Origin of the sequence: Methylobacter svalbardensis (assembly GCF_037671525.1) — a bacterium.
GTDB lineage: Bacteria > Pseudomonadota > Gammaproteobacteria > Methylococcales > Methylomonadaceae > Methylobacter_A > Methylobacter_A svalbardensis.
In genome coordinates this window covers 1-13021 of record NZ_JAWPOH010000010.1, presented here as the reverse complement: position 1 = coordinate 13021, position 13021 = coordinate 1, and the positions used below count along the sequence as shown (strand labels likewise).

At 46.0% G+C, this 13021-nt stretch carries 12 protein-coding genes; 5 read left to right on the top strand and 7 right to left on the bottom strand.

Features of this window, described 5'->3' with window-relative positions; genetic code table 11:
• Positions 1 to 180 precede the first annotated feature (180 nt).
• The 4 genes from RW114_RS05945 (at position 181) to pntB (ending at position 5779) form a co-directional block, all read left to right on the top strand.
• The gene (locus RW114_RS05945; RefSeq protein ID WP_340121813.1) at positions 181 to 1161 is read left to right on the top strand and encodes a glycoside hydrolase family 17 protein; all 981 of its coding nucleotides are present in this window, start codon (positions 181 to 183) and stop codon (positions 1159 to 1161) included.
• A 330-nt stretch (positions 1162 to 1491) separates the two neighbouring features.
• Positions 1492 to 2577 (top strand): D-alanyl-D-alanine carboxypeptidase family protein, encoded by a 1086-nt coding sequence (locus RW114_RS05940; protein WP_340121812.1) that lies wholly within the window; start codon positions 1492 to 1494, stop codon positions 2575 to 2577.
• Positions 2578 to 2821: 244 nt separating this feature from the next.
• Positions 2822 to 4375: a Re/Si-specific NAD(P)(+) transhydrogenase subunit alpha gene (locus RW114_RS05935; protein WP_340121811.1), complete on the top strand. Its 1554-nt coding sequence runs from the start codon at positions 2822 to 2824 to the stop codon at positions 4373 to 4375.
• Positions 4376 to 4387: 12 nt separating this feature from the next.
• Entirely contained in the window at positions 4388 to 5779 is a 1392-nt protein-coding gene (gene pntB / locus RW114_RS05930; protein ID WP_340121810.1) for a Re/Si-specific NAD(P)(+) transhydrogenase subunit beta, read from the top strand.
• A gap of 175 nt (positions 5780 to 5954) precedes the next feature.
• Here pntB and hflX read toward each other — a convergent pair whose 3' ends face one another.
• The 5 genes from hflX to RW114_RS05905 form a co-directional block, all read right to left on the bottom strand.
• Entirely contained in the window at positions 5955 to 7220 is a 1266-nt protein-coding gene (hflX, locus tag RW114_RS05925; RefSeq protein WP_340121809.1) for a ribosome rescue GTPase HflX, read from the bottom strand.
• 108 nt (positions 7221 to 7328) lie between these two features.
• Positions 7329 to 7568, bottom strand: coding sequence for an RNA chaperone Hfq (hfq, locus tag RW114_RS05920; protein WP_340121808.1), 240 nt, complete (start codon positions 7566 to 7568; stop codon positions 7329 to 7331).
• Between the two features lie 340 nt (positions 7569 to 7908).
• A complete protein-coding gene (locus tag RW114_RS05915) occupies positions 7909 to 9432 on the bottom strand; it encodes a fumarate hydratase (protein ID WP_422614792.1) in 1524 nt (507 codons plus the stop codon).
• Positions 9433 to 9551: 119 nt separating this feature from the next.
• Positions 9552 to 10397 carry a DHH family phosphoesterase gene (locus RW114_RS05910; protein WP_340121807.1) on the bottom strand — a complete coding sequence of 282 codons (846 nt, stop codon included), beginning with the start codon at positions 10395 to 10397 and terminating at the stop codon, positions 9552 to 9554.
• Between the two features lie 309 nt (positions 10398 to 10706).
• Positions 10707 to 11183, bottom strand: coding sequence for a septal ring lytic transglycosylase RlpA family protein (locus tag RW114_RS05905; RefSeq protein ID WP_340121806.1), 477 nt, complete (start codon positions 11181 to 11183; stop codon positions 10707 to 10709).
• Positions 11184 to 11464: 281 nt separating this feature from the next.
• On the opposite strand from RW114_RS05905, the gene RW114_RS05900 reads away from it, so the two are divergent.
• Positions 11465 to 11611, top strand: a complete 147-nt coding sequence (locus RW114_RS05900) for a hypothetical protein (RefSeq protein ID WP_340121805.1) — start codon at positions 11465 to 11467, stop codon at positions 11609 to 11611.
• Between the two features lie 142 nt (positions 11612 to 11753).
• Here the strand turns inward: RW114_RS05900 and RW114_RS05895 are convergent, their stop codons facing one another.
• Together RW114_RS05895 and RW114_RS05890 are read right to left on the bottom strand one after the other, a co-directional pair.
• A complete protein-coding gene (locus RW114_RS05895; protein ID WP_340121804.1) occupies positions 11754 to 12290 on the bottom strand; it encodes a flavin reductase family protein in 537 nt (178 codons plus the stop codon).
• Between the two features lie 245 nt (positions 12291 to 12535).
• Positions 12536 to 12790, bottom strand: a complete 255-nt coding sequence (locus tag RW114_RS05890) for a PA3496 family putative envelope integrity protein (RefSeq protein WP_340121803.1) — start codon at positions 12788 to 12790, stop codon at positions 12536 to 12538.
• Between the last annotated feature and the right edge of the window lie 231 nt (positions 12791 to 13021).

Below are 13021 nucleotides of genomic sequence, written 5' to 3'. Positions count from 1 at the left end.
TCGATATAGAAGAAATAACCATGAAGCACATGAAGAGCATTAAGATTTAATGCATTGATTGCCCCGGCGTTTTCTTCATGAACTTCATGGTTAATAGTACTTTTTATGCCGTACTCATTCATTCTTTCACAGTCTCTAACGCTTAACCCAACCCACATAATTCTACTATTAGAGAGTTCTATGAAACAGTTACTGTCATTCATTATGATTTTCATCATGCTAGCTGTATGCCAGAATGTATCGGCACGCGAAAAAACCACAAAAACCACTAAAGGCGGCGCATTACAATGCGCTGCTTTTAGTCCCTATGTCGGCAAGCTTAATCCCGATTATGGCGCCCATCCATCCAAAGAGTTAATCGATCAGCTGCTGGATAAATTGATTAAGGAAACCCCTTTCCGCTGCATCATGACTTACGGCGTTATGAACGGACTGGAGTACACTTTTGCCGCCGCCAAGGCGCGAAAGCTTAAAGTCATTGCGATCATCTGGCTGGATGACGACATCGCAGTCAATTCACGGTCCATAGCCAGCGGTATTGAAGTGGCAAAAGCCTTTCCCAAAACCATCATAAAATTAAGCTGCGGTTCCGAAGTCAGAACTCGTCACGGTTATGCCCTTGATGGTGAAATCACCCGTTGCATAGACAGCCTGCGCAAAGCAGGCGTATCCCAACCTATTACGACCATTGATATTTGGTGGGAATGGTGTAATCGCACTACGCCTTGTCATCAAACCAACTTTGGTGCGCAAGTCGATTGGATAGGCATCAACGTTTTTCCCTGGTGGGAAAATAAATATTCCGGTGTTTTTCCCTGTATTCCGGCAAAAAAAGCCGCTGATTTTCATATTGCCCGAATTGAGGACATACGCCGGACTTATCCCGGCAAAGCGGTAACTCTAACTGAATTCGGCTGGCCGAATGGCCCCGAAGGCGGCACTGAAATCAATAAACTGACCAAGCAGCAGTGCGGTGTTGCAGGCATAAAAAACCAAGCGCTGGTCGTTAAGTCCACTTTCAAAAAACTGGCTGAAAAAGGCTGGGACGGCGTAGTATTCGAAGCATTTTCAGAGAGCTGGAAGCCTAGTGAAGAAGGTGACTTCGGCAGTTTTTGGGGAATATGCAAAGGAGAGCCGCCTTATACTTGTATAAGTTTTTAGGCATAAAAACGTATTTGTGTGGGGCGGCTTTACTCGCCCCATCAATAATTCCATGTTGTCTAGGCTATTTAGCCACCATTCCTAGGATCTAGAATGTGCTGAACGCCGTGTAATGCATCAATATGCAGCATATTTTTCGGCTCTTTTTACTAAAAACTAAAATCCAATTACTCATTATGATCATCGCAATTTATAATCATCGCTTTTTTGAAATTTACAGCGCTTAGGATTTGGCGTGGCCGTGTTGCTAGGACACTTTAAATAAAAGCAAACACCAATGAAAATCACACTTGTGCCTTTAATTATCCCTTTTTTGAGAACAATCTTTAAATGACTAAAGTTAAATTAACGCTATTTATTCTAAATGTTGTATGGCTATTTGCAGTGTCCGAGGTCAGCTATGGCCGTTATACAGCCATCATCATTGACGCAAATAACGGCGACGTTTTACATGAAGTAGAAGCGACTCAGTCATGGTATCCGGCCTCGCTAACCAAACTAATGACAGTGTACATGACATTTGACGCCTTGAAAGCCGGTCAAATTCATCTGCACGACACCTTAACCGTATCAACTCATGCATCACAGCAACCCAATAGCAAATTGGGCTTAAGACGCGGCGAACATTTAACCGTCGAAGACGCCATTTTAGCCACAATTACCCGTTCCGCAAATGACGCGGCAGTTGTTCTTGCCGAACATCTAGGCGACACGGAAGACCATTTTTCCGTTAACATGACGGCAAAAGCACATTCATTGGGCATGTACAACACCCAGTTCAAGAACGCAACCGGCCTTCCCAATAACTGGCAAGTAACCACATCCAGAGATATGGCCATTCTGGCATGGAAAGCTCAGCGCAATTTCCCCGAATATTATCACTATTTTTCTGCGCATAGCTTTAATTACAAAGGGACAATACTGCACAGCATCAACAAATTCACAGCCAATTATCCCGGTGCCGAAGGCATGAAAACCGGATTCACTTGCGGCTCGGGTTTCAACCTGATCGGTGCGGCCCATCAAAACGGCAAACATCTGATCGGTGTGGTCATGGGCGGCACCAGCAGCAATGAGCGCTACCAGTTAATGATGCAAAAAATGGATGCAGGTTTCGCTTATCAAACTAACGGCTATCCAGCAAGAAACATCATCACCATGCCTACAACCTCAGCAGGCACCCCGCCCTACCAGCTTGACTGCGGCAATGGAGCCGTTACCCATTCAAAACCAACATTTAGCCGCATCAAGCATAATTCTAAACGTAAGAGTATTGGCCGGATAAAAACCAAACTCAAAGCGAGTCATAAAAAAAAGATTACCGCAACCAAAACTAAAACTAAAACTAAAACTAAAACCATCAGCCACAAAACGGCTAAAAGCAAAAATTTTCATAAACCATTAGCCCGTCGGTGAACGTTCAGTCCTTCTTAGAAAAAGAGCGCTTAGGGAAATTTGCGCGCCGAAACAGGTTACATCCTGTTCCCTAAGCATACCCATAAAAAAAAAGCACCTGCCCCTACAAAACCAGCACTCGCCCACCCGTTTTATGTTTTTTATTGAAAAATAGGGCTTAATCTCCTATCCTCCATGTTGAGGTTTTGACTGAAGGTTAAAACCTTTGCTCACTATGCTCTAAACCACTCCCCTTGGAGATTGTATGAAGATTGGTATACCTAAAGAGATTCACCCAGGTGAAAAACGTGTGGCCACTACGCCTGAGGCCGCCGAACAAATTATAAAACTGGGTTTTTCCGTCCTGGTCGAAAAAGGTGCCGGACTTGCCGCGAATATTTCTGATGAAGCCTACAAGGAAGTGGGCGTTGAGATTGTTGACAATGCCAAGACGCTGTGGAAATCAGCAGACATCGTCATGAAGGTTCGCGCCCCTAAGCGTCATCCCGAATTGGCGCTGGACGAAATTGACATGTTGTCCGAAGGCGGTCGTTTAATCAGCTTTATCTGGCCGGCGCAAAATGAAGAGTTGATGCAGCAATTGGCGGCCAAAAATGCGACGGTGCTGGCTATGGACAGCGTACCGCGCATGTCCAGAGCCCAAAAACTCGATGCGCTCAGCTCCATGGCCAATATTGCCGGTTATCGCGCGATCATTGAAGCCGCACAGCATTTCGGCCGGTTTTTTACCGGACAGATTACCGCTGCCGGTAAAGTTCCTCCCGCTAAAGTGCTGGTTATCGGCGCCGGTGTAGCAGGTCTTGCCGCCATCGGTACCGCAAAGAGCATGGGAGCAATCGTCAGGGCTTTCGATACTAGGCCAGAAGTTAAAGAGCAAATCGAAAGCATGGATGCCGAGTTTTTGCTGTTGGACTTTAAAGAAGAAGGCTCGGGAATCGGCGGTTACGCCAAAACCATGTCCAAGGAATTTATAGAAGCTGAAATGGCCTTGTTTGCCAGACAGGCGATGGACGTGGACATCATTATCACCACCGCGCTGATTCCAGGCAAACCGGCACCTAAGTTGATCACCGAAGGCATGGTTAAATCCATGAAGCCGGGCAGTATTATTGTCGATCTGGCTGCCGAACAAGGCGGCAATTGCGCGTTGACCGAGAAAGATCAGGTGGTGGTAAAACACGGCGTGACCATTATCGGTTACAGCAATCTGCCCAGTCGTTTGGCTAATCAATCGAGCCAGCTTTATGCGACCAACCTCAGGCACTTGTTGACCGAACTTTGTCCCGAAAAAAACGGCACGATCAACGTCAATATGGACGACGAGGTGATCCGCGGCACCACGGTGATTAAGGAAGGCAAAATCACCTGGCCGCCGCCGCCTCCCAAGCTCTCCGCCGCCCCTGCCCCGCAAACCGAAGCACCCGCTTATGCATCGGTAAAGGAACAACAAAAACCAAGCGTGATTAAGCAATTTCTACCTTTAGTTATTGCCGGATTGGTGCTGTTCGGTATCGGTTCAGTTGCCCCTACATCGTTCATGACGCACTTTACCGTATTTGTGCTGGCCTGTTTCATCGGTTATCAGGTGATATGGAATGTCTCTGCATCGCTGCATACCCCTTTAATGAGCGTAACCAATGCGATCAGCGGCATTATTGTGATCGGCGCTTTGGTGCAGGTTTCCGCTCAGGACCAGAATATCAGCATCCTTGCCGGATTGGCGATACTCATTGCATCTATCAATATTGCCGGTGGCTTTTTAGTCACTCGCCGTATGTTAGAAATGTTCAGAAAATAACCGGAGAATATGATGTCCCATAGTTTAGTCACGATGTCTTACATCGTCGCCACCATTCTGTTTATTTTCAGCCTGAGCGGCTTAAGTAATCAGGAAACAGCCCGCCGTGGCAATTATTACGGCATGTTAGGCATGGCGATTGCCATTATCGCTACCGCATTAAGCGCATCGGTTACCTCCTACGCCATTTTAATCGTTGCCTTGCTAATCGGCGGCGCTATTGGTGCTAGAGCTGCATTAAAAGTTGAAATGACGCAAATGCCGGAACTGGTCGCCATCATGCACAGCCTGGTAGGTATGGCTGCCGTGTTGGTGGGTTATGCCAATTTTATGGACAGCTCTTTGAGCTTAAGCGGCGTAGAAAAAAATATCCATGAAATAGAAATTTACATCGGTATTCTTATCGGGGCAGTGACCTTTTCAGGTTCGGTAATTGCTTTTGGCAAACTCAGCGAACGTATCAGCGGCAAACCGATGTTATTGCCGGGTCGTCATTGGTTCAATTTGTGCTTGCTGATTGCAGCCGTGGTTCTGGGCTGGCTGTTTTTACAACAAACTGAAACCGGCGGCGGTTTATCCCCCTTACTGCTGATGACTGTAATTGCCCTGCTGTTCGGCATACACATGGTCATGGCTATCGGCGGCGCTGACATGCCGGTGGTGGTGTCCATGCTCAACAGCTATTCGGGATGGGCGGCGGCGGCAACCGGCTTTATGTTAAGCAACGACTTGTTGATTGTGACCGGCGCATTGGTCGGCAGCAGCGGCGCGATCTTGAGTTACATCATGTGCCGCGCGATGAACCGCAACTTTATCAGCGTGATTGCCGGGGGTTTTGGTACCGGTTCAGGCGGAGAAGCCGCAGTCATTGAAGGCGAAGTCACGCCGATCAACGCTGAAGAAACCGCACAATTATTGCTGGCTGCAAAAAACATCGTCATTATTCCAGGCTACGGTATGGCAGTCGCTCAGGCTCAACACACCGTTAATGAAATCACCAAGCTGTTGCGGGATAAAGGCAAGAAAGTCGGTTTCGGCATCCATCCGGTTGCAGGAAGAATGCCCGGCCACATGAACGTGCTGCTAGCCGAGGCCAAAGTGCCTTACGACATCGTTTATGAAATGGACGAAATCAATGAAGATTGGGCGCATGTTGACGTATCGATCGTGATCGGCGCCAACGACATCGTCAATCCGTCAGCGCTGGATGACCCCAACAGCCCGATTGCCGGTATGCCGGTACTGGAATGCTGGAAAGGCGAAACCACCATCGTACTTAAACGCAGCATGGCCTCAGGCTATGCCGGCGTAGGTAATCCGTTATTCGTACTGGAAAACACCCGCATGTTGTTTGGCGATGCCAATGCGACGATGCAAGCGGTATTGAAGGCGTTAAAGGAGTAGGTTTAAAAAGAAATATGTTGGGGAACTTTGCGAACCCCAACATATTGGGTGGTGCTATTTATGCGGTTAGCAATTTAAATTTCAATCCGTCATACACAACTTTTACTTCCGAGCTTTGCTGGAACCAGACTAAGGTACAAGGCTAAAATCGAGGACTTTCGCCTTGTACCTTTATTTAAAGTATCTCTTCGACGTCAACCGATTTCAGCAAACCCGAATACTTGGTATCAATTTCAATAACTAACTCACAGCCGCCGAAATCATCGGTTTTTTCACTGATTATTTTGGCGCAGGCAAATAATTTTGCTCTTATTTCGCCTTGATCAGGCTGCAAATAACATTTTCTTTTGATTTTAGTATTTGAAAATATTTCAGCCAATGCCTGATAAAGCAGGTCTACACCGGCTCCAGTTTCGGCGGACAACCATACCCGCACCGGATTACCGACATCATCCCGTTCAATACGCGGCTGGATGTTATCCAATAAATCGATTTTATTGAAAACTTCAAGTTGCCTGACTTCATTGGCCTTGATGTCTTCAAGCACCTGATTGACCTGATAAATCGTTTCTGCCCGGTCATCGCTGCTGGCATCGATGACATGCAACAATAAATCCGCTTCGCTGGCTTCCTGCAGCGTGGATTTAAACGCCGCCACCAGCTCATGCGGCAAATGCCGTATAAAACCTACGGTGTCGGCCAATACAATCTCGCTATTATTGGGCAGCTGGCAGTTGCGCAAGGTCGGATCCAAGGTGGCAAACAACTGATCGGCCACGTAAATGTCGGCACCGGTCAGCTTATTAAACAAGGTTGATTTACCGGCATTGGTATAGCCCACTAAAGAAACTGACGGCACTTCGGCTTTTTTCCGTTTGCTGCGACCCTGGTGCCTTTGCTTATCGACTTTATCCAGACGCTGTTGAATCTGTTTGATGCGCAAACCCAATAAGCGCCGATCGGTTTCCAGCTGAGTTTCACCCGGCCCGCGAAGACCGATACCGCCTTTTTGACGTTCCAAATGCGTCCAACCGCGAACCAACCGTGTTGATAAATGCTGCAATTGCGCCAATTCTACCTGTAATTTGCCTTCAAAGGTCTGCGCACGCTGGGCAAAAATATCCAAAATCAGCCCATTTCTGTCGACCACGCGAACGCCTAAATAACCTTCAAGATTTCTTTCCTGACTGGGTGAAAGCGGGTGATTAAATAAGACGATGTCGGCTTCATAGGTTTCGATAATACCTTTAAGCTCTTCAACCTTGCCTTTGCCGACAAAATATTTTGGATCAGGTTTTTTGCGACTGCCTGTTAGCACATAGACAGGATCGGTTCCTGCGGACTTGGCCAATTCTTTTAATTCTAAAAGATCTTCATGCATGGAACGAAGTGTCAGATGAACAAGAACGGCTCGTTCACCTGATTCGGGACGATCAAACAATTAAATACCTCATAGGTGTAATTATAAAAAAATGCTTATTTTTCCTACAGAGACCGCCGCTGCCTTGCAGATTTTCCTGCAGCAAAGGACATTCACTTAAAGGCTTAATCATTCTTCATGAGGTTCGTTTTCATGCGGCATTTTTACCGCTTTACTCGGGACAATGGTAGATATGGCATGTTTATAAACCATCTGGCTCGATGTATTTTTCAGCATAACGACGTACTGATCAAATGAGTCCACCTTGCCTTGTAACTTTATCCCGTTAACAAGGAAAATAGACACAGGCGTGTGCTCTTTTCGAAGCGCATTTAAAAAATTATCCTGTAAATTTTGACCTTTTGACATCCGATTTCTCCTTATTATTTTAATAATTATTGCTTAAGATAACTGCAATTACCAATCAACACAATTCAATACTCTACTTTCAGGCTGTTTTTCATCTAAAACTGTATATCTTCTGAATTCCCTTGATGTAACCTGGCAACCGAAAAATATAATGGGGGTGCATTTTTATAAATTCAAGCTCGATTATTTTAGTTGTCAACATAATATTTTTCGACTTCAAAAGTCAACAGACACCTAAAAATATCGGCATATACATCGACTTAAGGCATAAATCCATGAAGATAAAAACCTTGTGTCAGTTGCGTTCTTCGTGGTTAATTAAAGTATTTATCTTTTCTATTTAACTTTCTTCCGCCACAACGGGAATCTTGCCTATCCGGTCTTGCCAGATCTTTGGCGCGGTTTGATGCACCGAGACGCCCGTTGTATCAACAGCAACCATGACCGGCATGTCCTCGACAACAAACTCGTGTATGGCTTCCATGCCGAGATCTTCAAAAGCGACAATACGCGATTGACGGATGGCCTTCGACACCAGATAAGCCGCGCCGCCAACCGCCATTAAATAAACGGCTTTATGCTTTTTAATCGCCGCAATTCCCGCAGGCCCACGCTCGGCTTTACCAATCATGCCGAGCAAACCGGTTTTATCCAGCATCACTTCGGTGAATTTGTCCATGCGTGTTGCGGTCGTAGGACCTGCCGGGCCGACCACCTCATCGCGAACCGGATCGACCGGCCCCACGTAGTAAATAAACTTGTTGGTAAAATCGACAGGCAATGCTTCGCCCCGTTCAAAAAACTCAGCCATGCGTTTGTGTGCCGCGTCCCTGCCGGTCAACATGGTGCCGCTGAGTAACAACGTTTCTCCGGGCTTCCAGCTTTCCAAATCCTGCTGGGTCACGGCATCCAGATTAACTCTGCGGGCAGTAGCGCCTGCATCCCAGGTAATTTCCGGCCAATCTTCCAGGCGAGGCGGTTTGAATTCGGCCGCGCCACGGCCATCAAGCACAAAATGCATATGACGGGTGGCGGCGCAGTTAGGAATGACAGCAACCGGTTTATTGGCTGCATGCGTCGGATAATCGTTGATTTTAATATCCAACACCGTGGTAAGACCGCCCAGACCTTGCGCGCCGATACCCAGCGCGTTGACTTTGTCATACAGCTCCAGGCGCAATTCTTCCAACGCATTATTAGGGCCGCGTGCGATCAATTCCTGAATATCTATCGAGCCCATGCACGCCTGCTTAGCCATAAGCATGGCTTTCTCAGCGGTACCGCCTATGCCTATGCCCAGAATGCCAGGCGGACACCAGCCCGCGCCCATGGTAGGGACGGTTTTTAGCACCCAGTCAACGATACTGTCCGAAGGGTTGAGCATCGCAAACTTTGCCTTGGCTTCGGAACCTCCGCCTTTAGCGGCTATGTCAATATCGAGCGTATCGCCGGGCACAACTTCCATGTGTATCACTGCCGGAGTATTGTCTTTAGTGTTGAGACGTTTGCCTGCAGGGTCAGCCAGTATCGAAGCGCGCAGCACATTATCAGGGTACCGATAAGCGCGTCGGACACCTTCATTAATCATATCGGCGACGCTCAGATCTGCATCCCATCGGACATCCATGCCGATTTTTAAAAACACCGTGACTATGCCGGTATCCTGACAAATCGGGCGTTGGCCTTCGGCGCACATCCGGGAGTTGATTAAAATTTGCGCAATTGCGTCCTTGGCAGCCGGATTCTCTTCCTTTTTATAGGCCTCATGCATAGCCTTGATAAAATCCAGCGGATGATAATAGGAAATATATTGCAAAGCATCGGCAATACTTTGAATAAGGTCGTCTTGACGAATAATGCTCATCAGGGTTCCTGCTATAGGGTTGCTATCAATTCAGTTGACATATTATATTCCGAATAGCATTAGCTGAGGATTAAGATCCGTTTAAACCCGTAAAATCCGTATTCTCAGCAAGTCGACATCTACTGAATAGTTAAAAACGGATTGTTATCCAACACAAAACCCGCAGCGTTCTTGTGCCCCCCCCCGCCAAAACCCAATGCCAAATGACCCACATCGTAATCACCGATTGAGCGTAGCGAGAAATGCCATTGCTGTTTTCTGCCGTTGTATTGATAAGTCATGCCAAACGTACCTGATTTTTCTGCTAACACATGCCCAAGATCGCTGGAGAATAATGACGGCGCATTAACCGCAAGTCCGACTCGCCCCGCCACCGTAACACTGTGTGCAGATTTTGCGAGCCTGTTCACCATTCCTGTAAATTGCGCCAGCTGGATGCGGCCTACCGCCAACAGCTCCGCAAGATCAAGCGCGCCTATTTCAGAAAAATTGATAGGCATTCTCTCGAACAGCGCTGTGGTTATTTCTCGGGTTCCGTCCAGCTTGAAATGCCAAATATCACGGTCTTCGATATGCAACAGGATTTGAGGTGGCTCTTGATCGTGGAAAAAATGCTGCCAAGTTAAGATGCAACCGCTCCTCGACATATCGAAATTGATCGACAAGTTTTCAGGAAGCGGTTGTAACTTAAAAAAGTCATCGCATTGCTCCATCGCGGTTATATGATGATCAATAAGAATGATCCGCCCTGCTTTTGCTGCGGCATCGACCAATAGCTGCGGCGGATAGGAAAAATCCAGTATATAAAGTATTGCTCCCTGTTCAAAATCGGGAATAGCGTCACCGTGGGAAGCGGGAATGTAACGGACTTGAGAGCCCAACTTACAAAATGCGCTCCATGCAGCGCCTAAACCATCCAGGCAATCGGCGTGATAAATCACTAAGGTTTCATTGGTTTCTGACATGCTTTTGTTAAAAATTCCTTGTTGCTGAATGGGTCGATTATTTGACTACATTTTACACGATCCTAATCATAAACGTACGCCCTGATTCTTTCGGCCTTAACCCAGAAGATCATGTAGATAGCGAAACGAATTTATAATTTAGCGAGTTTACGTTGATATACGCATCAAGAAATTTGCTTTGAACAACCCTGCGGGCTACTAACCCTAGAATGTTATTTAACGCTGATGGATGACATTCTGTCGCCCTGTTTTGATGTTTAAGCGGGTTCGATGCGAGACACTGAGGGATGTGATTTACGGTCTTTCAGATTAACCGTGTTTGCTTGCTTTACTGTCGTTATTCAATGGTAATAATGCTTCATTACGACTCAGCGGCGTAATTTCTACAGACCCTAGTCCTGAAATACCAAGTTTTTTTGCGGCGGCATAGGATAAATCCATGGCTCTTTTTCCGTGAACAGCATTTCGGTCATTGATGCGGACAACAACGCTACGATGATTTTTCAGGTTGGTAACTTTGGCGTAAGACAAAAGGGGCAGCGATTTGTGTGCGGCGGTCATCGCATACATGTCATAGGTTTGGCCGCTGGCAGTTTTTTTGCCATGAAACTCAGGGCCATACCAGGAAGCCGTGCTCCGATGATTATTTGAATGTTTTTTGGCTTTATGGGCTGTTGTTACAGCGTGGTTGGAAGCTTTATTAACCGAGCGATGTCCGGACGCTTCGGCTATTTGAAAATAACTGCCTATTAAAAAAACAGGAACTGCTAGCATGATTTTATTCATAAGGTAGAGCCTTTTTTACTTAAATCTGGCCCAATCTTAGCTTAAGAAGTCTTAAGGCTGGCTTAAACGCGCAAAATCAACGCCTTATTAAATCCACATATCCAACGTTTACTTCTTCAGTCTGTCAACCACAAACTTGCGCAATTCTTCCAAGAGCAAAGCAATGTCCAAAGCGATGCCCCAGAATATGATGCGGTCGTCGAGAAAGCCAGCACGAACACGCTGCGCTCGTGAACTAAGTATTGTATTATTCCAACTTTTTAAGACTTAAGGAGTCGATCATGAACAACTATGAACAGGGAAAAAAAGCCAGACGCATAGCTTCGGTAGCTTTTCTTTTGATAATGACGGTGGTTTTGGGCGGGACTTATCTATCGCAACAGCAAAAAGCGGAGATTAATAAGGTATCGAAAAATTTACCCAATTAGGCATTATCTTTTAAATTTACAAGGCACCACTGACGTAATATTTACCACTGAGCGGGATTACTGTAAAAATTATTTGCCGGTTTTATCAAAAAACCATCAAAAACCACCGCTATCCGGGTCATAGAAATATAGTTTGCGAGGGTTATTTCATTTTGGAAGGCAGATAAATCGTCTCACCGGCAACCATGAACGCGCCATCCCCAAGATGATGAATCGTCTGCGGATGTTTCATTTGTGGGTCTATCCAAGCTTTGACAACCTCAAGGATAAAGAAGTTGTATTTGATTACCAGATTCTCATCGACGACTTTGCATTCGAGATTGGCGTAGCATTCGTCGATAAGCGGTGCCGTGACGCACGATGCCCCCACTGGCGTGAGAACAAACTCCCTGAACTTGTCGACCGTTCGTCCGGAGGTGTTCCCACAGTCCACTACTTTTTTCGACAGCTCCACCGTTGGAATATTGATTACGCATTCCTTGGTTATTTTCAAACTTTCGAAGGTGAAGTTCCCGTTACTGATTACGCAGCCTACGAGCGGCGGCTCAAACTCCAGCATGGTGTGCCACGATAGGGTCATGATGTTGGCTCGACCCTCTCTGGCGGTAGTGACCAGCACAACAGGCCCCGGCTCTAGCAGACCGTAGACCTTGGGCAGGGGGAAGAGTTCTTTCATCATATCGGCACCTCTTGTTTCCTGATAAATGCGTTATAAACGGCATTTTATTTTCACGAACACCCGATTATAAAAACCATGGGATGGGCTACCGAAAACGTGCAAATCGGATTAAATCATCGGTTGAGCATAATTATACATCCGACTCCCAGCCATAAAAAACAGCCAACATGTTGTTGCTTAATAAAAAAAGAAAATATCACTCTGTGATAAATAAACGCAGCCTTGCCCTCTTTACTGTTGCTAAATTAAAAATCAAGGTCAAGATCATCGTCATAAAAATCACCAAGCTGTTCTTGCAGGCGTTTTTTTTCCCAATAAAGTTCAATTTTTCTTCGCGCCGCCATTTTTTTTGCAGCTTTCTCACTTTCGTTAGGAAGCGCTATATACTCATTGCTCAAACCCAAATCGAAGCCTTCAATATCAAGATCGCCTTCGTCTTTGTTTTTGTCGACACCAATTTCAGCCGTGGATTTATCCGATACAGATTTAGATATGTTCATAGTTATAATTAATCTAGCCTTAAAAACTCACTTTTTAATTACTTATGGCAAGCTTGTAAAGAAAAATTTTAATACAAGCCACATATTTTTTTTGATCAACGATCTATAGTGGACCCCGAATTCCGGACAATAGTTTAAGCTATGCTCTGTCGAAAAATGAGAAGCAGGAAATGAGCGAAAGCAAACGGAAGATTTTTACAGGGGCTCAAAAAGCCAAAATTGCATTGGAAG

Coding starts and splice junctions, on each gene's coding strand:
- RW114_RS05945 (WP_340121813.1), top strand. CDS start 181: ATGAAACAGTTACTGTCATTCATTATGATTTTCATCATGCTAGCTGTA.
- RW114_RS05940 (WP_340121812.1), top strand. CDS start 1,492: ATGACTAAAGTTAAATTAACGCTATTTATTCTAAATGTTGTATGGCTA.
- RW114_RS05935 (WP_340121811.1), top strand. CDS start 2,822: ATGAAGATTGGTATACCTAAAGAGATTCACCCAGGTGAAAAACGTGTG.
- pntB (WP_340121810.1), top strand. CDS start 4,388: ATGTCCCATAGTTTAGTCACGATGTCTTACATCGTCGCCACCATTCTG.
- hfq (WP_340121808.1), bottom strand. CDS start 7,568: ATGTCAAAAGGTCAAAATTTACAGGATAATTTTTTAAATGCGCTTCGA.
- RW114_RS05915 (WP_422614792.1), bottom strand. CDS start 9,432: ATGAGCATTATTCGTCAAGACGACCTTATTCAAAGTATTGCCGATGCT.
- RW114_RS05910 (WP_340121807.1), bottom strand. CDS start 10,397: ATGTCAGAAACCAATGAAACCTTAGTGATTTATCACGCCGATTGCCTG.
- RW114_RS05905 (WP_340121806.1), bottom strand. CDS start 11,183: ATGAATAAAATCATGCTAGCAGTTCCTGTTTTTTTAATAGGCAGTTAT.
- RW114_RS05900 (WP_340121805.1), top strand. CDS start 11,465: ATGAACAACTATGAACAGGGAAAAAAAGCCAGACGCATAGCTTCGGTA.
- RW114_RS05895 (WP_340121804.1), bottom strand. CDS start 12,290: ATGATGAAAGAACTCTTCCCCCTGCCCAAGGTCTACGGTCTGCTAGAG.
- RW114_RS05890 (WP_340121803.1), bottom strand. CDS start 12,790: ATGAACATATCTAAATCTGTATCGGATAAATCCACGGCTGAAATTGGT.